Raw genomic sequence first — 21,009 nt, forward strand, 5'->3', positions numbered from 1 at the left:
ATGGCTTCCACGGCCGGGGCGCCCGGCGCGGCCGCCGATCTCAGCGGCATACTGCGCGAATGTTCGGGGGAGCGCGGCGACCTCATCCCGCTGCTGCAGAAACTTCAGCACACGGCCGGGTTCATATCGGCGGACGGGGTGCGGCAGATCGCGCTGGCCCTGCGGATCACGGAGAACGAGGTGTACGGCGTGGCCTCGTTCTACTCGCAGTTCCGCTTCACGCCGCCGGGGCGGCACTCGATCAAGGTGTGTCTCGGGACGGCCTGCCACGTGCGCGGGGGGCAGATCATCAGCGACGCCGTGTCGCGCGAGCTTGGGGTGGCGGCGGGCGAGACGACACCCGACCGGCGCTTCGATTTCCAGCGCGTCGCCTGCCTGGGCTGCTGCGCGCTGGCCCCGGTCGTGCAAATCGACGACGACATTCACAGCCGGATGGCGGTCATCCGCCTGAAAGAGGTGCTTGCGAAGTATGAGTGATTTCACCGAACGGGTCGTCGAGGCGCGGCGCGTCTGGGAGGAACTGGCGGCCAGCCGGGTTCCGGTGATAACGATCGGCACGGCCTCGTGCGGGCGGGCGGCCGGGGCGCTCGACGTGCTGGCCGCCGTGGAAGACACGCTCCGGGAGCTGCGCCTGAAGGCGCGCGTCATGCAGGTGGGCTGCATCGGTCCCTGTTACCTTGAGCCGCTGGTCGACATCACCGCGCCGGGGCGGCCGCGGGTGAGTTACGGCAACGTCGTTCCCGGCCGCGTCCACAATCTGATCGAGAGCTGCCTGGTCAAAGACAACTGGCTTCCCAAGCAGGCGCTGGGGCATTTCGGCGAGGCGCCGCTGCCGGAGCTGCCGGAGACCCCACGGTTTTTCGACCTGCCGATGCTCAGAGCGCAGGTGCGGATCGTGCTGCGCAACTGCGGCATCATCGACCCCGACGAGGTCGACCACTATCTCGCGCGCGAGGGCTACGCGGGATTCCTCGCGGCCCTGGGCAGGCCGCCGGAGGCGGTCATCGCCGAGGTCCGCGAGGCAGGCCTCCGCGGCCGCGGCGGGGCCGGTTTCCCGACCCATCGAAAGTGGGAAGTGTGCCGGTCGCAGGCGGGCTCGGAAAAGTACCTGATCTGCAACGCCGACGAGGGGGATCCGGGGGCGTTCATGAACCGCTCGCTCATCGAGGGGGACCCGCACGCGGTGCTCGAGGGGATGCTGATCGCCGCCTACGCGATCGGGGCCACCCGCGGGTACATCTACATCCGCGCCGAGTATCCCCTGGCGATCGTGCGGCTCCGCCGGGCGATCGAGCAGATGCGCGCGCTGGGGCTGCTCGGGCGGAACATCCAGGGCTCGGCCTTCAGTTTCGACATCACGATCAAGGAGGGGGCGGGGGCTTTCGTGTGCGGCGAGGAGACCGCCCTGATCGCATCGATTGAGGGCCGGCGGGGGATGCCCCGCTCGCGCCCGCCCTTCCCGGCCATCGCCGGCCTCCACGGGAAGCCGACGATCATCAACAATGTCGAGACGCTCGGCACCCTTCCGCACATTCTGCGGCACGGGGCCGCCTGGTACCGCCAGTACGGCACGCAGGGGAACTACGGCACCAAGACGTTTTCGCTGGTGGGCAAGGTGCGGCGGCCGGGGCTGATCGAGGTGCCGCTCGGGATGACGCTCCGGCAGATCATTTTCGACATCGGCGGGGGCACGCGGAAGAAGTTCAAAGCGGTCCAGACCGGCGGACCGTCGGGCGGCTGCCTCTCCGAGGAGTTCCTCGACACGCCGGTGGATTACGAGTCGCTGACGGCGGCCGGGTCGATCATGGGTTCGGGGGGGCTGATCGTCATGGATGAGGACACGTGCGTGGTGGACATCGCCCGGTACTTCCTCGATTTCACGCAGAAGGAGTCGTGCGGCAAGTGCACGCCCTGCCGGGTCGGGTCGCGCCACATGGTGGAGATTCTGGAGCGCATCACGCTCGGCCAGGCGGCGCCGGAGGACCTGATCCGGCTGCAGGTGCTGGCAGAGACGGTCAAGCGGGGCTCGCTGTGCGGGCTCGGCCAGACGGCGCCCAACCCGGCGCTGACGACGCTGCGCTATTTCCGGCCGGAGTTTCTCCTGCATGTGACGGAGAAGCACTGTCCGGCCTCGGTGTGCCGCGAGCTGATCGAGTACCGGGTGGTGCCCGAGAAATGCACGGGGTGCCAGCGCTGCGTGAGCGTCTGTCCGACGGGGGCGATCACGGGTCCGCGCTCGGAGACGCACAACCTCGATCCCGACAAGTGCATCAAGTGCCGGGCGTGTTACGAGATCTGCCGTTTCGACGCCATCGCCGGCGACGCCATCATCATCCGGTCCAAACGGAGTGTGCCCAATGAACTCACCCCATGACCCCGTCACCGTCACCATCGACAGCCGTTCCCTGAGCGCGGCGCGCGGGGCGACCATTCTGGAGATCGCGCGCGCGGCCGGCCTCTACATCCCGACCCTGTGCGCCCACAAGGACCTCACGCCCTACGGCGGGTGCCGGATGTGCATTGTCGAGGTTGACGGGATGCGCGGTTTTCCGACCGCCTGCACGACGCCGGCCGAATCGGGCATGGTGATCCGCACCCACACCGCCCAACTGCACGAGATCCGCACCGAGATTCTCCGCCTGATCCTGAGCGAGCATCCGTGCAGCTGCCTGGTGTGCGACGAGCAGGACGAATGCCGGCAGTACTCGGCCACGATTCGGAAGGCCGGCGTGACCACCGGATGCCGCTACTGCCCGAACGACGGCCAGTGCGAACTGCAGGAGGTGGCGGCCCGGCTCGGCATCACCGAGATCGGCTACCCCGTCTACTACCGCAACCTACCGGTGCACAAGGACGATCCGTTTTTCGACCGCGACTACAACCTCTGCATTCTCTGCGGGCGGTGCGTGCGGATGTGCCAGGAGATCCGGACGGCGGGGACACTGACCTTTCTGCGGCGGGGGCCGCAAACGGTGATCGGTCCGGCGTTCGACCGGACGCATCTCGAGGCCGGCTGCGAGTTCTGCGGCGCGTGCGTGTCGGTGTGCCCGACCGGCGCGCTGGCGGAGAAAGCGCGCAAATGGAAAGGGGCCGCCGAGCGCGAGGTCACCACGACGTGCCCGTTTTGCGGTGTCGGCTGCCAGGTGCGCCTGCAGGTCAAGAAAGACGAAGTGGTCGGGGCGCTGCCGGCCGAGGACGACCTGGTCAATCGGGGGCAGCTATGTGTGAAGGGGCGGTTCTGTATCCCCGAGATTGTGTCCCATCCGCGGCGGCTCCGGCACGCGTACAAGCTGCGCGACGGGGTACTGGTCGACATCGGCTGGGAGGAGGCGGCGACTCTGGCGGCCGAGCGGCTGACCGCGTGCCCACCGGAGGAGTTCGGCCTGCTCGTTTCGGCGAACTGCAGCAACGAGGATCTCTACGTGGCGCAGAAATTCGCACGCGCGGTCATGCGTTCGAACAACATTGACACGACGTTCCGCCTGGCCTACGGGGCGAGTTGCGCGCCGTACGTCGAGCACCTGCGGGCGCCGGCGACGCTGGAGGATTTGCGCCGGGCGGAGGCCGTGATCGCGATCGGGCTGGATACGCGTTTCGGCCGGTCGGTGATCGGGGCCGAGTTGCGCAAGGCGTTCCGGCGGGGCGCGCGCATTGTCACGATTCACCACCGGCCGCACGATCTGGCGCAGATCGCCGCTCACTGGCTCCGGCCGGCCGCCGGCCAGGAGGGGGAGCTGCTCCGGGAGTTGATGGCCGCGACGGCTCCGGCCGCGCGCGGCGGGCGGGGAAAGACCACGGGCGGAGCGGATATCGCCGCCGCCGCGGGGACGATCAGGGAGTCGGGGCGGACGGTGATCCTGCTCGGGCCGATGCTGTTGGACCGGACGGACGGGCCCGACCTGCTGCGGGCGGTGCACGCCTGGGCGGCGGCGCTCGGGGCCGCGGTGATGCCGCTTCCCTCCCAGAACAACTTCCTCGGCGCCCTGCTCATGGGCGCGGTCGGCGAGCTGCTCCCCGGCGGGGCAGCCTGGGCCGACACCGCCGCCCGGGACCGCCTCGCCCGGCGCTGGCAGTCCGCGCTGCCGGCGGAAGGCGCGCAGTGGAACAGTTCCCTGGTCGGCCGCGGCCCGCGCCGGAAGGTCCTCTACCTTCTGGGGGAGGTGATCCCGAATCCGCGGGCCGGCGCCGAGACGGTGATATTCCAGAACATCTTCCACCCGCCGGACCTCACCGGGGCCGACCTCGTGCTGCCGGCGGCGGCGTTCAGCGAGACCGACGGCACGGTGATCAACGGGGAGGGGCGCGTCCAGCGGCTGCACCGGGCGCTCGACCCGCCGGGGGACGCGGCGCCCGACTGGGAGATTGTCTGCCGGATCGCGCGCGCCATGGGTGCGGCGGGGTTCGCGTTCGGCTCGGCGCGGGAGATCCACGAGGAGATCGCGACTCTGATCGAAGGTTTCGACGCATTCGATGCACCCGCGCGGGCGCCGCACCGGTGGCCGCTGGCCGAGTGCGACTTGCCCGCGGCCGCGTCCGCACCCCGGTCGGACGGCTCGGCGACAAATCCGTTTCTGCTATTAACCACCAACCTCGAGCACACCCACCGGGGGTTCGCCATGGCCGACCGGGTGGCCGGTCTGTCGCGGCTCTATCCGCTGCGGGTGGTCGAGATGAACCCGGTCGACGCCCGGACGATGGGGATTGCCGACGGCGAGACGGTGGCGGTTACCGCAGAGGGGCTGGACCGGTGCTGGCCGGTGTGCGTGACGGCGGCGCAGCCCGAGGGTCTGCTCCACGTGGTGCTGCCGCCGGGCGAACTCGACGGTGCGAACCCGCGCCGCGTGCAGGTGAGGAAATGCCATGTATAAAGTAATCGACAACCGCATGGTCGTCCCGAACATCCACATGCTCCGGGTGGAGGCGCCCCACGTGTCGCGCGAGGCGCGGCCGGGACAGTTCGTGATCGTCCGGGCCGAGGATGACGGCGAGCGCATTCCGCTGTCGATATCCGACTGGGACGCCCGCGACGGCACGATCGTCGTCGTCTACAAGAACGTCGGCGCCACCACCAACCGCCTCTCCAACGTCCGGCCAGGGGAAAGCCTTCTCACGGTCGTCGGTCCGCTCGGGAAGGAGACGGAGATCGACACCTACGGCACGGTGCTGTGCGTCGGGGGATGCTACGGGATCGGGAGCATTTACCCGATCGCGCGGGCGCTGCGCGAGCGGGGCAACCGCGTCATCGTCGTCGGCGAGGCCCGCAGCTCCTACCTCACGTTCTGGGACGACAAGCTGCGGGCGGCGGCGCACCGGGTGGTCTGGATCACGCGGGACGGGACGCGCGGTCTGCGCGGGCACGTGCCGCGCCTGTCGGAGGTGATCGGGCAGGAGTCGGGCCCGATAAATCGCGCCATCGTCAACGGCTGCACGTTCCTGATGAAGCGGGTGTCGGACATGACCCGCCCCCTCGGCATCAAGACGATCGTCAGCCTGAACCCGATCATGATCGACGGCACGGGCATGTGCGGCGTCTGCCGGGTCTCGGTCGGCGGCGCCACCCGCTTCGCCTGTGTCGACGGTCCGGACTTTGACGGCCACGAGGTCGACTGGACTGAGCTTCTCCAGCGCCGCAAGTCGTATTTGACCGAAGAGATTATTCCGCAGTCGACGAGCCGGTGCGAGGAGCACGCCGGCAACGCGTAACCGAGGGACGAGGCGCCATGACAGAAGAACCGCAGCGAAAGAAGATCGACCCGCACCGGCGGGAGATGCCCAAGCAGGCGGCCGAGGTGCGCCGGCGCAACTTTCACGAGGTGGCGCTGGGCTACCCGATCGCGACGGCCGTGGCCGAGGCGAAGCGCTGCCTGCAGTGCAAGAAGCCGAAGTGCGTGAGCAACTGCCCGGTCGAGATCGACATCCCGGGGTTCATCCAGCACATTGCCGACGGCGATTTCGCCGGCGGCACGCGGGTCCTCAAGGAGAAGAACTGTCTCCCGGCCGTGTGCGGCCGCGTCTGCCCGCAGGAAGAGCAGTGCGAGAAGACCTGCCTGCTGGAGAAGAAGGGCTGCGCGGTGGCGATCGGGCGGCTCGAGCGGTTCCTCGCCGACTGGGAGGCGGCCCAGGGGGATCCCGAGCTCCCGTCGATCCCCGCGCCGACCGGGCGCACGATCGCGGTTGTCGGCGGAGGGCCGGCGGGCCTGACAGTCGCGGGCGACCTGATCAAGCTGGGCCACCGGGTCACGATCTTCGAGGCGCTCCACAAGATGGGGGGGGTCCTGATGTACGGGATCCCCGAGTTCCGGCTGCCCAAAGCGATCGTCGCGCGCGAGGTGAACTACCTGCGCATGCTGGGCGTGGAGATCATCACCGATTTCGTCGTGGGCAAGACGCGGCCGCTCGCCCGCCTGCTTGAGGAATTCGACGCGATCTTCATCGGGGCGGGCGCCGGACTCCCCTGGTTTATGCAGATACCCGGCGAGAACCTCAACGGCGTCTACTCCGCCAACGAGTACCTCACGCGGATGAATCTGATGAAGGGGTACCTCTTCCCCGACTCCCCGACGCCGATCAAGGGGCACACGCGGGTGGCGGTGATCGGCGGCGGCAACGTCGCCATGGACTGCGCCCGCACCGCCCTCCGCCTGGGCGCGGAGACGCGCATCATCTACCGCCGCTCCCGCCAGGAGTTGCCGGCGCGGCTCGAGGAGGTCGAGAACGCGGAGGAGGAGGGGGTGATTCTGGATTTGCTGACGCTGCCGGTGAAGTACATCGGCGACAGCGACGGCTGGGTGCGGGAGATCGAGTGCATCCGCATGGAACTTGGCGAGCCGGACGCCTCCGGGCGCCGCTCGCCGGTGCCGGTCAAGGATTCGAATTTCCGGGTGGCCGTCGACGCGGTCGTGTGCGCGATCGGAAACAGCCCGAACCCGCTGATACCGACGACGACGGCGGGGCTGGAGATCGGCAAGAAGGGGAACATCGTGGCCGATGACGCGACCGGGCGCACCTCACTGGCGCGGGTGTGGGCGGGCGGCGACGTGGTGACGGGTGCGGCGACGGTGATTCTCGCGATGGGAGCCGGTCGCAAGGCCGCCCGCTCCATGCACGAGTTTTTGATGGCGCCGCGCTAAGCGCGGCGCTGTAGCCGGCGGCGGACCCTCCCCTATCCCTCGAATACGTCGGTGCTCACGTATTTCAGCCCCGTGTCCGCCATCAGGGTGACGACCGTGGCCCGGGGGCCGAGCCGCCGGGCGACCGCGATGGCCGCGAGGACGTTCGCCCCCGACGAAGTTCCCGCAAAGATCCCCTCCTCGCGCGCGAGCCGCCGCGCCATCGCCTTGGCCTCGGCGGTGCCCACCGCGACAATCTCATCGACCAGGCCGGGATCCCACAGGGGCGGGGTGTAGCCGATCCCCACGCCCTCGATCTTGTGCGGTCCCGGGCGGCCCCCGGAGAGGACGGCGGATTCCGCCGGCTCGACGGCCGCCACGCGGATGGCGGGTCGGCGCTCTTTCAGGACGGCGGCGACACCGCGCAGCGACGCGGCCGTGCCGACGCAGTGCACGAAGGCATCGACCCGGCCGCCGGTCTGGGTCCAGATCTCCTCGCCGAGGGACCGGTAGCCCTCGATGCTGTCGGCGTTGCTGAGCTGGTTGGTCCAGTAGGTGCGGGGTTGCCGGCTGAGCTCGCGGGCGGCCTCGATCATATCGAGAATGAGCTTCTTGGTGGTCAGGCCGCCCTCGCTGGGGACCAGGGTCAGCTCCGCGCCCAGGGCCGCCATGTGCCTGAGCTTGTCCCGGCTGAAAGCATCGGAGGAGACGATGCGCAGGCGGTACCCCCGGGCGAGACAGACGAGGGCCAGCGAGATGCCGGTGCTTCCGCCGGTGTACTCGACAACCGTGTCGCCGGATTTCAGCCGGCCGTCGGCCTCGGCCCGGGCGATCATGGCCAGAGCGGCGCGGTCTTTCATGCTCCCGGTAGGGTTTTCCCACTCGAGCTTGGCGACAATGGCGGCGGCGCCCGGCGGCGCGACTCTGCGGAGCTGCACCATCGACGTGTCGCCGATCGCCTGAAGAACATTCCCGTATGAATTCACCATGGCTTCGCTTTCGCGCAGGCGGCGGGTTCGCGCGGCCCGATGCGCGCAGACGGCCCCGGCAGATGAGATCCTAGCGGAGGCAGTAGACGCCGCCGGGGCCGGCGACATAGACGCGGCCCTGCGGATCCATGACAGGCCGGCAGGTGATCGGCCCGTCGACAATCCGGCGGCTGATTTCCTCGCCCTCCGGGGACAGTTGCAGCAGCAGTTTTCCGGCGGCGGCGAGGAGGGAGCCGTCTTTCAGCAGCGTGATGAGGATCTGTCCCGGCTCGGCAGGGATTTTCTGCACCCAGAGCTTCTCGCCGCCGCGGAGGCGCCAGATTTCGCGGCCGAGCGAGAGGCAGACGTCGCCGTCGGGAAAACTCGCCGGCGGCTGCGCGAGACTTCCCGCCCCGGCCAGCGGGAGGCGGCGGCGCTCCTCGCCGGCGGACGACAGGACAAAGAGGGCACGCTCGCGTCGGCCCTCGGGGTTGTCGGATTTTTCGGCCACCGCCAGGATCTCGCCGGCGTGCGAATAGGCGCAGGCGATCACGCTGTCGAACGGGATCTCGATCACCGCAACCTCGAGTTCGGCGGCCGGATCGTAGGCGGCCGCCGCCGGGAGGGCGGCGAGGAGCAGCCGGTCCCGGGTCGCGAGGCAAGCCTGGCGGCCGTCCGGACTGATCAGGGCCGCGATGAGAAAACCGTCCCGGATCACCGACCAGGCCAGCTCGTTGGCGCCCCGGTTGAGGGCGGCGAGGATGATCTCCGGGCCGACGACCTTCTCCCCCGCCGTACTCGTCGGTCCGGGGTGCATCTGGGCGCAGAGGAAGACGGCGTCGGCGGAGGCATCAGCGACAAAGACGCGTCCGGCGCCGTTGTACAGCGGCGCCCGGACGCGCTCGCCGTAAGTGCCGTCATAGCGGAGCAGCCGGAAGGCACCGTGTTCATCGAAGGCAACAAGGCCGTCTCTCTGCGCTTCGAACGAGCAGTTTTCGAGCGTCTCCTGCGACCAGAGGGGTTCGCCGGTGGCCGCGCTGCGCAGGTCGAGGCGGCGGCCGTACCACACGGCGATGCGGTCGCCGATGAGGCAGAGATGGTGCGGGAGCACGGAGTCGCCGGCCGCATCGGCCGCCTTCTGCCACACGGTCTCCTGTCCGAGCCGTCCGGACACCGGCAGATAGCCGGTGCTCTGGCGGTCGCCCCACTCGCGGGGATTGAGGATGAGGTTATCGGTCACGGTGTTCTCCTGATGAGCCGGTTGCGCGCACACGACCAGCGCGAGGAAGGCGCCGATGAGGGTCGGCCATTTGACCATAGTTCCCATTCCTTTCGAAGGCGGCTGGATGTTGACGACGCGGTATCATTGGTTTCGCCTTTGCGGCCGGTCCCCCTTACGGCGGGCCGCCCCAACTGTGCAGCGTGAACGTTCCCGGAAGGCGGCCATCGGCCCAATCCGCGAGGAAGTGGAGCGCCTGCTCGCCGGTCTGGCCGGAGGCGCGGTTGAAAAAGTAATCGACGAGCTGGGCGCCGGTGATGACGCGGCTTACCTCGAGATCGGAACTGTCCCAGAAGCCGGTGCTGATGGCGGTCTCGGCCCCCCGCGTCAGCTCGACGTCGTAATGCTTGTCGGACTCGGTGTCGCCGTCGCTGGAGGCATAGAAGCCGGGCAGGAAGTGGATGTAGATGTCGCGGATGTCGCCGGTGCCGCCCTCCAGCCGGTAGTGTCCGCCCCAGGCCTTGAAGGCATCTTCGATTTCGACGATGCGGTCGCGCTTGCGGTTGTCGGTCCACGATCCGGTCCACTCGATTTTCATGAGCACGCGCACGACCAGCACGGCGTGGTAGACGCGGCCGCCCTGGGCGGCGTGGAAGGTGTCGCGGGACGACTCGTCCCGGCCGACGTCGTACAGCTCAAGGCTGAGCTTGCGCACGGGGCTCGAGGTGAGCTCGTATTGCTTCTCGCTTGCGATCGGGTCCTCTTTGACGGCCGGGACGGAGGGGTTGCCGCCGGTGACTTTGCGGTGGAAGGTGAAAACGAAGGAGGGGCGGTCGAGGCGGGCCACGAAGGTCTTGTCCGGAAGCAGGGCGCGCAGCGGCGATCCCACCCGGCGGCTCTCCACGTTGATCTTGCGCATCGGGTACCAGAGGTACCGCAACCGGGGGGCGCAGTTCCAGTACATGAGCGAGCCGTTGTTGAACGGCATGGAGTAGGGGATGTAGTGCTGAATGAAATTGGCGTTGGCGCCGGCGTTCGCGCCCGAATGCGGCGTGAACTGGCGGCGGATGTACTCATCGGGCTGGCCCGTGCCGTGGCCCAGTTCGTGCGCCATCGTATTCGGCACCCAGGTGTCGCCGTGCTCGGTGACGCTGATGCCGTTCAGGATGGTGGGCGTATCCTGGTAGCAGGACTTGTTCAGTTTGAGCAGCGAGTAGGGGCGGTTGGCGGAGTCGCGAATGGCCCATTGGTAGGCCGGGCCCCAGTCGCCGTTTTCGTTGCGGCAGACGAGGGCGAGGAATTTCGCCTTGCCGCCCAGGGCATCGCGCTCGGCGTCGCGCAGCGCCTGCTGGGCGAAGAGGGTCTCGAAGTTGTCGGCGGCGTTATCCGACGGTTGGTTGTCGAAATTGCAGTTCACCCACCCGCCCGCCGGCGCTGTCGGCTTGAAATGCTCCCGCTCGTCGAAGAAATAGAAATGCCGGATAATGACCGTGCGCGCGGAAGGCGCGATTTCCTCCATGAAGAGCTGTTTCCGGTTCCACACATCCATGGCCCGATAGCATCCCTGGTTGCGGAAGTTGTCGACCTCGGCCTCGGTGGGGATCGGTCCGAACTGAGCCGGGGCGCGGGTATCGGCCATGAAGCTCATCGACGCATACGAGATGGTGAACGAGATCGGGTGCTCGTCGTCCACATGAAGTGCGTGGAAGTAGTGCAGGTCGAAATCGCCGGTGGAGGCGAATTCGGTGCGGGTTTCCTGAAGCGCCCAGGTGCAGTGGTAGTCGCTGTCGTTGCGCACGGCGGCGCGCGCGCCGACCACGAATCCGTTGGCCGGCCAGTTCGGCGAGGGCTCGGTGCGCCGGCGGCCCACGGGATAGAACCCGTCGCGGAAGAAAACGATTTTGACGTCTTCGGCGGGCTCGGTGATGAGATTCCGGGCGAACGGGATCCGGGCGGAGTTCAGGTCGGCGCCCGGCTGGTACAGCTTGAGGAATCCCGTGGCCGGGTCGACCACCAGGAGCTTGACCCGCGACTTGGCGGCGAGATTGCGCTCGGCGCCCCGGTGGTTGGCGTCCTTGATATCCTGGCTGCCGCCGACGCTATCGAGCAGCACAATATCGTCCAGAGAAAAGACGAGCGGCTGCTCGAAGGTGGTGGTGTTGGCGCCGTAGGGTTTGAGTTGGCGGTCGGCGGCCATGACCTCCTCGAACCGCTTGCCGCCGGTGTAGGCGGCGCCGGCGCCGCGCGTCCAGTAGTTGCGCGAGGACCAGACCGCCGGCAGGTCATAGTAATGGGCGCGCTCGTGGGCCGGCAGCGCGGCGTACTGCTCCGGGGTGAGATCGACCAGCCGCGGGGAGGCGGACGACGCATCGGCCGTGAAGATCCACTTGCCGGGGGCGGCAAACTGGAAGTACAGCTTCGTGCGCGCGGGGTTGTGCGGCACTTTCACGGTGTAGGTCCCGCCGGAGTACTGCACGCGCGCGGCTACCGGCGCGTCGCCGTCCTCGAACGCCTGGATCTCCAGTCCCTCCGGGACGCACTCCCGGCTGCCGCTGATGCGGTCCCAGTACATGAACTGGAGGTGGTAGGCAACCGCGGTGAGGTCCTCGGGGCTGATGTAGACCGGGAGGTAGTGGCAACCGTTGTACAGCGGGCACTCGGCCCGCTCGTGCACGCGTGTCCGGTCGGCCGGGCAGGCCATGGTCGGCGCGTCCAGGTTCGGCACCTCGTGGGCGTCGAAAAAGAGCAGTTCCACGCGGCGGTTGAGCTGGGAGCGGTAGTTGCTGCGCTCGGCATCGTCGACGGGGAAGGACTCGCCGCAGCCGACAAATTTCACATCCTCGGAAATAAAGCGGGGCCGGTTGGTCTGCAGGCTGACGAGGTCGGGGACAGAGAGGCCCAGACGGTGGGCCAGGTGGTCCTGGTACAGGTCGAAGAAGGCGGCCCAGCCCGGCTCCGGCCAGCGGTGGCCGGCGGCCCCGTCGATCTGCCGGTGCATGTTCGCCGGAAGCGGCGCCCGGTAGTCGGGCGGGGGCGGAGATCCGTCGGCCGGGAGATCGGCCGGGGACGATGCGAAGGCGGCGTTGTAGCGCTGGACGAACTGCTCGGTGGCGTCGCGGGTGTGGGTGCCCCAGGTGTTGTCGATTCCCTGCGGGTCGCAGGGCCATCCCCAGCGCGGCTCCCCGCTGATCCAGGTGAGGATCTGCTGGTAGTCCTCAATCCGGTGCCGGTCGGCCGAGATCCGCGCCCACTCGGCGCGATTGCCAGTCAGCAGCGCGAACACATTCCGGGCGCGGAGATCGGAGAGCGCGAAATTCATGGCCGGCTCCCCGGAGGTGTCGGTGTGCCCGGCGATGAGGAGACGCTTGGCCGGGTCGAACTCGAACTGGCGGAGGGCGACGCCGATGACGTCGAGGCCCGAGACTGCGTCCTGCTGCTGCTGAACGCGCGCGTCATCGGAATCGGAGACGTCGTCCTCGGTCCCGTCGGCGGACGTTAGGCCGGCGGGCCGCGCCGGCATCATGACCGCGCTGTTGAGATGGAACAGCACGTCCTCCACTTCGAGCACGTGCACGTGGATGAGGCGCAGGATGAACCGGAAGATGGATCCGGTAAAGCCGTCGCAGCCGCGCAGGAGATCGCGGAAGATTCTCTCTTCTTCGATAAGAGTCATGAGCCAGACCTGTGGGGCGCCCGCTTTCGCCCCGGATGGCGGGCCGGAAACTGCGGCCCCGAGTCGCGCGGCCGATCCCGCGGCCGTCGCGGCGGCGCGGCCCCGGCGGGGGCTGCAAGCGCGCTACTGCACTTCGAACTTGACGCTTTCGGCGACGGTGGCCTCAAACGTACTGCCCGCCGGCACCTTGCCCTCGCCGCCCTTGATGAACAGGCCGAAAATGAACAGGTACGAAAGGACCTTCTTCCCCTTCCCCTTAAGCTCGTTGGTGCCACCCTCCAATGCGATGGCGGGCACATCGAGGAGCGGGTACTGCCCCTTGGGTTTCAGGTCGACGAATATCACCGCGATCATGCCGGGTTTGCCCGCCCGGCCGGATTTTTCGGCCTTCGCGACCACCGCCGTGCCCCGCGCGCCCTTCTCCACGAGGACGAGGCCGCCGACCGTAACGTCCTCCTGAAGAACGATGGGGAGGCTGTCGCCGACCGCAAACACGCTGGACGACACGTTTCCCTCAAACGCAACGACCAGTTTGCTGCCCTTGGGCAGCTCGACCTTCCCGGCATAACTCGGGACCGCGAGAAGCACTACAGCGAACGCCGCGGCGGCGGCGCCGATCCACTGGCGACAAGTCCGTTGACACATATCAGATCCTCCTCCGGCAACTATCGTTCCGATATCCCACATTCGCTCACTTCTTCAACACGGGCAGTCTCTCGGACAGGCTCTTGGGGACGAACGAGATTTTGGCGGAGCCGAACTGCCCGAACTTGATTTCCTTTTCGAGTTCGAACAGCGCGTAGGGGTCGCGGAGAATCACCCGGCTATCAAAGCTCCTTCCCCACGACTCGTCCTGGCCGACGTGCGCCTTGTGAAGAACAACATAGACAACATCCCCCACTTTCCACATAACGTTGCCCGCCTCATCGGCGAAGAGTTGGTTGTTGGCGTCCGACCAGTTCGGTTCCTCACCGTCGCCCACTACCTGCATGTGCAGGTGGGTGCCATCGGGCACGATGTCGACGCGATAGTTGAAAGTCTGGCGCGACTCCCACTTCTTGACCTCGCTGAGATAGTCCGTTACGGCCTTGATTTCCTTGCCGTATTTCTGCGGATCCATCTGGAGCTGCACGAGGTAGTCACGGAGCTCCTGGGCACCGGCGTCAAGGCGGAAGGCCGGGGTGGGGTCGCCGTTGATGCGTTTGATGATGTCGGCGAACTGATCGCCGGCCTGCTCCACCTGGGCCTGAACTTCCACTTTTTCCGCATGGGCCGCGGCGGCCGCGGTGAAAGCCGAGTACAACTGGATTTCGGCCGGGTTCATTTCCGGCTTGTAGTTGGCCTGATAGCTGTTCACGGTGGCCTGGAGATTACTCCAGCGCTGTGAATCCGACCTGTCGACCTGGCATGAGTCAAACTTGCTCCAAGCGTTCATCACGCGGGCGGCCCGGCGGCCGACGGGCGCGGCGGAGTCCGCCGCATACCGGGCGACCTCCTCGCGCAGCTCGACATAGGCGGGGGACGGCTGCAACCGGGAGGCCACGACATCGTACGCGGGCCAGGCGGTCTCGTTCTTGATGACGCCGGCAAGCCGCTGGATTACCTCGTCGAACTCGGAGGTTTCGCTTTCGGTCTTCAGGCTGCGATAGAGCTTGGCCATTTCTCGGGCGGGCGCCTGGAACTTGCTGAAAACCTTGGCCACCAGCCACCGTCCTGCATACCCGTTGTATTCGGTGCCGATCTTGTTGCGCTCTTCGGTGCTGGTGGCGGCGGCCGTCCGGCCGTGGCGGATGCTGTCCTCCAGGCCGGTCGTCCGCCCGAGCTGCCACCAGAGGTGCCAGCCGAAGGCGAGGCTGCAGACGAGAATCCACAGCAGGGCGGCGTTGCGGACATAGCGTTTGACGGTGCGCAGGCGGGCCAGCCGCCGGTTGCGCACAACCGCCTGCAGGAGCCACCGGATCGGCTCGCGCAGTCCCACCGGGCTCATTTTCTCCGGCGGCCTGTAGAGGCTCCGCCCCTTCTCGGCCCCGATCTTCTCGGGCTGAGAGCCGGTGCTCGAGACGAAGAAGATCTGGAAGTCGAGCGTCCGGCCGAGGACGACCCGGATGAACTCCTTGGTTTTGACGAGGATTTCGCGGACTGACCCGGCCCATTCCTGGTTGCCCGCCACTTCGGGGAAGGCCAGCGCCTCCACCAGGAATTCCTCGTACTCGCGGCAGATGGTGCGCTCCTGCCCGTGCGGCACGAGGCTCACCTGCGCCTCCCCGCGAAAACCGGGGAGACTGTCCGCCTTGGTCACCACCAACCCGATGGGAATGGACAGGTTGCGGTCCAGCGGTCCCAGCTCGCGGAGCATGTTGACGAACGAGGCCGCGTGGGACTGCCAGTCCGATTCGGAGGGGAGCGCTTTCGGGTCGAAGAAGAACAGGAGGCCGTCGCACCCGGCTGTGAAGTTGCGCACTTTGGGGGCGAACTCGCTGGAGGTGCCGATGGCGACGGCGTCGCCGGGGTAATCGTAGCTCACGATGGGAATGCGGTCGCCGCCGCCGAGGATGGCGGTGAACTGGAGGACGCGGTCGGTCTTGGTGGAGTCGGGGAATTTGCGGTCGCGGCGGGTGTCGATCCGGGTACCTTCGCCGGCAGCCGCGGCCACGCCCCAGATCGCTTCGCGGTGGGCCAGGAAAGCCGCAGCGGTGGCGTTGTCGGTCACCGCGATCTGGAGGTCGCGGGCGAACTTGCAGTCCTCGTTGAGGACCGTGAAATAGACGGTCTTCCCCGAGTTCCAGTGCCCGTAGACGCCGATGCGGACGCCCGCGGGCCAGGAGAAGCCGGTATCGGTGCGGCCCGCGCCGCCCTTTTTCTTCGAGCCCTTGCCCGCCTTCTTTCCCAGACTGAGCACTTTTGCGAAATCCACGAAAGCCTTTCCTTGATCGGGACCGCGGCGGTCCCGTTCTCAGGGTGTTACCTGCTGCCTTAGTTCGTTCACCCGGCGATCGAGATCCCGGTACCGGGAATCCGAGTACTTGCCCCAGAGGACCGGGGCGAGGATGGCGCAGGCGATCCACACGAGCACCAGGCCGATCTGGAGCGCGACCGCCGGTCGCCGCTGGGTGAACATCAGGCTCGAATACCGGGAGCTCTGGAAGAGCCCCTTGGCTTTGCGCCCCGTGGCGGCGAGCGACCGGCCGACGCGGGACCAGAAGCGCTCGCGCTCGCGCAGCAGTCCCCACTCCTTGAGGTACTGCTCGTAGAGCGGTCCCTGCTTTTTGAGCTGGTCGAAGGCGCCGGCGTTCCGGAGGCTGAACTCCAGGCTGGCGCGATCCTCCACCAGGTTCGCGCCCAAGCGGAGGCGCCGCCGACACAACTCGAGAATCTTGCGGTCGTCCCGCAGGGCGCTGAAGCTCTCGACGCCTCGGCCGATGTCGAGCGGCGGGCCGTAGGAATTGAGGAACCGCGCCATCTCCTCAAGCAGAAACCGGTTGAGCGCGAAATTAGTCCGGAGGGCGGTCGGACGGAACAGGATCGGCAGCAAATGATCTTCCAGGTAGGGCGCATCCTGCTTGATCGCCCGCAGCCCGCGCACATAGGTGTAAGCTTGATTCGACCGGCCGTCGACATCGGCCTCCGACTCGAAAAACGTAATGAGCAGCTGCACGGTCACCGTGCGCAAGTCGGATCCCGCCGGCGGCGAGCTCTGGATGAAATCGAGGAAGGTGTAGTCGGTCTCCACGGCCTGGTTGCGCTGCTGCCGCAGGGCGGTGAAGACCGCCCGAATCCCGTTGTACGTCTGCAGGAACGCCTCCGTCTGAAACGACGTATAACTCGTCTCGTAGGTGGCGAGGTAGCGGAAGAGGTCGTCGATGTACTGCTTTATTTCCATAGCACAGCCCCGGTTCGGGCGTTAATCGGCCGTGTAGATCAGGAGTTCGGACGGTTTCAGTTCCCGGAATTTCCGGACGTCGCCTTTTCCCCTGAAGATCAGGTTGACCTGTTTGACGGCGGCGTTGCGCACCATGTCCTGCGCCCGGAGCACGACCTTACTGCCGTAGGTGACCGTGTCGACTTTCACGGGGTCGGTCTGGCCGAGGCCGAGCGCGTCATTCATTCCCAGGCGCACCTGCATGGCGTTCCACTGGCTCACGTCGAACAGCTCCTTGGCCATCAGCACGACGAGGTCGGAGAGGGAGATGGCCGCCGGCAGGGAGACCAGCAGGTAGCACAGACCGTCGCGCTCCTCGCAGCGCAGGCCCGAAGTCGCCGCCATCGCATACGTGCGTCCCTGGTACTCGACGGTCTCGGTGATCGACGGTTCGGGGGCGATCCGGTCGCTCTGGGCGAGGAAGGAGAAGGTCTCCTGGAGCAGGCGGAGGACGGCGTCGATGGCGTGAAAATGCTCCGAGAGACCGCGGTGGTTGTATTCGGTGAGGAGGAAGCTGTCGATCTGGGAGACGAAGGCGCCCATGCTCGAGCCGAGGGTGCGGGAGAAGAGCCGGTCGTTGAGGTAGTCCTTGACCGCCGGGCGGTAGGCGAGCGCGGTGGCGACAGTGCGGAAGAGGCGCTTGAAGAAGACCACGACCTCGTGAGGGTGGGGCGCGGCGGGTCCGAGGGCGAGGAGGTCGAAGGTGGCCGCCAGTTGCGCGCCGACGCGATCGCAGAGCGCCTCGATCCCCGCCGGGAGCTCGTTGCGGCCGCCGGCCGGGGGGGCGGTCGCGGCCACCAGGTGGGCGCGCGAGATGACCGCCATGAGGCTCTCCAGGCGGTTGCAGTACTCCTTGTGTTTCTCGTAGGCGCCGTCGGTCGCGTACATCGACAGGCACGCGGGATAGTAGTCGGGCGCCTGGACGACGTCGCCGCCGGCGATCTTGAGCCGGGCGATCTGGAGGAAATCAGATTCCGGCAGCGCGGGCGGTTCGCCGAGGTGGAGGGCGTAGTCGCGGGCGGCGAAGGGCGCGCGCGGGACCAGCTCACGGGCATCGGGCGCCCCGACCGGCCGCTTGGCCTCGCGATTGACCGCGAGGAACACGTCGATCCGGTCCCCCTGCAAGGGCGCCTCAGCAAAGAGCACCTCGGGGCCGGATTCGTTGATCTCGATGACCGTCCCGTCGGAGGTGATGGCCTGGCAGCGGCTGAGTTCGACGCGCACCCGGGCGCCGTGCACGAGCACGGTCAGGCCGAGCGCCGGCCGCCCGTCAGACGACTTGCGCGCCAGCCCGTAGCGCTCCCCCACCGGATAGGCGTACCAGCGGGCCAGATCCTCGACGTAGCGCTCCTCGTCGAGGAGGTGTTTGCGGGCGACGAGCATGCCGTCCTGCCAGTTGACCGAGTACAAGCGGAAATTACTCATCCATTCTTCCCCGATTCCTTCATCCGAATCTACAACCTGCTCCCCGTGGAGTCAACTTCATTGACCGGACGTACGGCGGCCGCCCCCGGCTCGCGGTGGAGCCGCAGCGAGGCCCCGAGGTAGGCGCCGGCGGGGCCTTCCCCCAGCGGGGCGGGTTCTTCCCGCACCTCGATCCTGATGCGGCAGTCCATGTGTCCGGGCATGCTAAACTCGAGGATGTTCGCCAGGCGCTGCCGGCAGGCGCCTCCCTCGATCCAGTCCGCGGCGCGGTCGGCGGGGACCTCGTGCACGACCACCTCGCACCCGTTGTCGCGGTCCGTATACTCCCGGCCGAGAACCAGCTCGTTTCCCAGCCGGCTGAACTGCTGTCCCAGGCGGGTCTGAATGTCCTGGGGGATCTCCTGCGGGAGGGGGACGTTCTCAGCGATGGAGAACGGGAGGCCGAACACCGCCTGGAGGATGCGCGCGACCCGCGCGGGGTTTCCCGACCAGTTGTTGAAAGTGGGCATGACGGTCAGCCAGAAGAGGGCCTCGGAGGTGGTCATGGCGGCCGTTTCCAGGCTGAAACCGAAGAGGTCGAGCACGCGGAGAACGTGGCGGCGGTCGGTGGCGCCGCCGGAAAACCGGATCACCTCGTGGCGAGCCTCGGCGGTCCAGCGGATGACGGAACCGTCGAAGGGCGCCATGAGGGCGCGGGCGCGGTCTTCCCAGTGCACGCCGCTCAGGCGGCTGACACCCTCCAGGCCGTGGAAAAACTGGTAAGGGAGATAGTCGACCACGCTGGAGTACCCGACGTCGAGGCTGATCTCGGTGTCGGGGTGCAGGGGCGTTCCGGGAGCGGGCTCCTGCGAGTGCACCTCGCCGCGGTAGTTCAGGAACGGTCCCACCGCCCGCAGGTGGACGGCGCCGGGGTCGACGCCGAGTTTGTGGAGGATGATGATCGCCGTGACGTAGTGGAGTTTCTGGCGCCGGTCGCACAGATCGGGCATGAGGGGCGGTCCGGCGGCGGTCATTGCGGCACGACCTCGACGATGACGATGGTGTTGACGGCGGCGCGGGCTTTCAGGAAGCTGACCAGGCGGCTGCGCAGCAGGTCAACTTCGGCCTCGCTGTGGAAATCTTCCGCGTCGATGACGATACGCACGACAACGCACCGGCAGATGCCGCCGTTGAGGCGCTCGACGCTGTTGCGGCCCTCGGCCCGCTTGATGCGGGGGTCGAAGGTGAGGGCCCAGGTTTCGAGGTCGCGGAAAGTCATGGCCCGGTCGCGCTGGCGCAGGCGGGCGGAGACCTCGGCGAGAATCTGCGCCTCGGTCTTGGAGGGAATGGCGCCGGAGACGGGCGTGATATTGGCCACCCGCGACAGGCCGGGGTGGCTCTCGTAGAGGTTGGTGATCTTGCCTTTTCCGATCCCGTTGGCGGCCGTGCCGGCGGTCACCGTGTAGGCGACGGTGATGGAGTCGGGCGGCGGATCGAGCGACTCTGAGAAATCGAACCAGAGCACCAGCCGGTCGCCGCGCGCCTCGAGCGAGTAGACGTTGCGGTCGAGCGAGACGCCGATTTCATACGAGGCCCGGTAGGTTTTTCCGGCGGAATCAGTGACGGCGCTGACCTCCAGGACCGAGCCGAGGTCGTCGGGAATCTCGATCTCGACCAGCCGGTTGCCGCCCGTGTGTTTGAAGAGCGCCTGCTCGTGGGTGTTGACGGCCAGGACGGCGTCGAAACAGAGGTCGAAAGGTTCGGCGAAGGCCGCCCGGGAGCCGCGCGGGGGGAGGTCGATCCTGATCCAGTAGAAGCGCTCGTGGTCGCCCGGGACGGCGACGCCGCCGGCGGCGCAGAGCGCCCGGAGACGGCGGTCAATCGGTCCCGGTTCCCAGGCCGAGGCGAAGGCCGCGGGTATTTTCACGAACGCGTTGCGGTGTTTGACGAAGATATCTTCCGACCGGCGCAGTCCGCCCCAGTCGCCGCTCTCGCTGTCGGCCGCGCCCGGCCAGCGGGCGTCGACGCCCGGGCACATGCGGGCGTCCCCGGAGAACGAACCGTCGAGACGGCCGGGAGTCCACTCGCCCCACATGAGCTGTCCCTGGATTTCGGGGGGGCCGCTGAGAAAGGCTACGGCTCCGTCGAGCGCCGAGCGCAGCCCTTGGTGAGAGAGGGCGATGTAGATGGCGCGGAGGTCGGCGGCGTCGGCGGGCGTCCGCGTCCGGCGGGGCGCACCGGCCGCAGACCCGGCCGGGACCGCCTCGATGGCGGTGCGGTCGGTGGCCAGGTAGATGTGGGCCACGGCGGCGGCCAGCACCCGGGTCGCGGTGAGCGGGCTGAAGTAGAACGTCTGGCCGCCCTCGCGCTCCTCTTTGTAGTAGAAGCGGGTGTAGGTATCGACTTCGACCGCATCATCGACCGGCGTACAGCGCATGATGGTATGGGCGGGGACCGGCCAGTGGCCGCTCTCGGGGCAGATGGATTTGATGAGCGAGGCGGTGGCTTCGTTCCAGGTCTGGTCGAGGCGTTGGTGGATCTGGGCGAGCTGGAAGGCGTTGGCCTGGAGGAGGATGCGCAGGATGGGATCGAGCCGTTCGGCCGACTCCGGCATAGTGGGGTCGAAGTGCCGCAGGTGGCGGTAGAGTTCGGCGAAAATCTGCGCCTGGGAACGTCCGCGATGGTCGGTCATGCCGGATCACCCATTTCGCAGCCGC

Annotated in this window: 14 protein-coding genes; 5 read left to right on the forward strand and 9 right to left on the reverse strand. The window is 67.6% G+C overall.

What is annotated here, in order from left to right; genetic code table 11:
- Genes nuoE through gltA form a run of 5 tightly spaced genes read left to right on the forward strand, consistent with a single transcriptional unit; the run spans position 1 to position 7,130 of the window.
- Positions 1 to 477, forward strand: coding sequence for an NADH-quinone oxidoreductase subunit NuoE (gene nuoE, locus KA261_04130; GenBank protein MBP7696976.1), 477 nt, complete (start codon positions 1 to 3; stop codon positions 475 to 477).
- Positions 470 to 2,374, forward strand: coding sequence for an NADH-quinone oxidoreductase subunit NuoF (locus KA261_04135; GenBank protein ID MBP7696977.1), 1,905 nt, complete (start codon positions 470 to 472; stop codon positions 2,372 to 2,374). Before nuoE ends, KA261_04135 begins: the two co-directional genes overlap by 8 nt.
- The gene (locus KA261_04140) at positions 2,358 to 4,868 is read left to right on the forward strand and encodes a molybdopterin-dependent oxidoreductase (protein MBP7696978.1); all 2,511 of its coding nucleotides are present in this window, start codon (positions 2,358 to 2,360) and stop codon (positions 4,866 to 4,868) included. The genes KA261_04135 and KA261_04140 overlap by 17 nt, the downstream gene beginning before the upstream one ends.
- Complete coding sequence (locus KA261_04145; protein ID MBP7696979.1) at positions 4,861 to 5,703, forward strand: sulfide/dihydroorotate dehydrogenase-like FAD/NAD-binding protein; 843 nt, start codon at positions 4,861 to 4,863, stop codon at positions 5,701 to 5,703. Before KA261_04140 ends, KA261_04145 begins: the two co-directional genes overlap by 8 nt.
- Before the next feature lie 17 nt (positions 5,704 to 5,720).
- Complete coding sequence (gene gltA, locus KA261_04150; protein ID MBP7696980.1) at positions 5,721 to 7,130, forward strand: NADPH-dependent glutamate synthase; 1,410 nt, start codon at positions 5,721 to 5,723, stop codon at positions 7,128 to 7,130.
- Between the two features lie 32 nt (positions 7,131 to 7,162).
- On the opposite strand, the gene KA261_04155 is transcribed toward gltA, so the two are convergent.
- The 9 genes from KA261_04155 to KA261_04195 all read right to left on the reverse strand — a co-directional run bounded on the left by KA261_04155 (position 7,163) and on the right by KA261_04195 (position 20,984).
- A complete protein-coding gene (locus KA261_04155; protein ID MBP7696981.1) occupies positions 7,163 to 8,098 on the reverse strand; it encodes a cysteine synthase family protein in 936 nt (311 codons plus the stop codon).
- 70 nt (positions 8,099 to 8,168) lie between these two features.
- Positions 8,169 to 9,395, reverse strand: a complete 1,227-nt coding sequence (locus KA261_04160; GenBank protein MBP7696982.1) for a hypothetical protein — start codon at positions 9,393 to 9,395, stop codon at positions 8,169 to 8,171.
- A gap of 76 nt (positions 9,396 to 9,471) precedes the next feature.
- A complete protein-coding gene (locus KA261_04165) occupies positions 9,472 to 12,969 on the reverse strand; it encodes a hypothetical protein (protein ID MBP7696983.1) in 3,498 nt (1,165 codons plus the stop codon).
- A gap of 123 nt (positions 12,970 to 13,092) precedes the next feature.
- Positions 13,093 to 13,614 (reverse strand): hypothetical protein, encoded by a 522-nt coding sequence (locus tag KA261_04170; GenBank protein MBP7696984.1) that lies wholly within the window; start codon positions 13,612 to 13,614, stop codon positions 13,093 to 13,095.
- A gap of 46 nt (positions 13,615 to 13,660) precedes the next feature.
- Positions 13,661 to 15,883: a hypothetical protein gene (locus tag KA261_04175; GenBank protein ID MBP7696985.1), complete on the reverse strand. Its 2,223-nt coding sequence runs from the start codon at positions 15,881 to 15,883 to the stop codon at positions 13,661 to 13,663.
- A 39-nt stretch (positions 15,884 to 15,922) separates the two neighbouring features.
- Positions 15,923 to 16,849 carry a hypothetical protein gene (locus KA261_04180; GenBank protein ID MBP7696986.1) on the reverse strand — a complete coding sequence of 309 codons (927 nt, stop codon included), beginning with the start codon at positions 16,847 to 16,849 and terminating at the stop codon, positions 15,923 to 15,925.
- A 21-nt stretch (positions 16,850 to 16,870) separates the two neighbouring features.
- Entirely contained in the window at positions 16,871 to 18,313 is a 1,443-nt protein-coding gene (locus KA261_04185; protein MBP7696987.1) for a hypothetical protein, read from the reverse strand.
- Positions 18,314 to 18,342: 29 nt separating this feature from the next.
- Positions 18,343 to 19,302, reverse strand: a complete 960-nt coding sequence (locus KA261_04190; protein ID MBP7696988.1) for a type VI secretion system baseplate subunit TssG — start codon at positions 19,300 to 19,302, stop codon at positions 18,343 to 18,345.
- Between the two features lie 20 nt (positions 19,303 to 19,322).
- Positions 19,323 to 20,984, reverse strand: coding sequence for a type VI secretion system baseplate subunit TssF (locus KA261_04195; protein MBP7696989.1), 1,662 nt, complete (start codon positions 20,982 to 20,984; stop codon positions 19,323 to 19,325).
- Between the last annotated feature and the right edge of the window lie 25 nt (positions 20,985 to 21,009).

This window comes from Candidatus Zixiibacteriota bacterium (assembly GCA_017999435.1).
Lineage (GTDB): Bacteria > Zixibacteria > MSB-5A5 > GN15 > FEB-12 > JAGNLV01.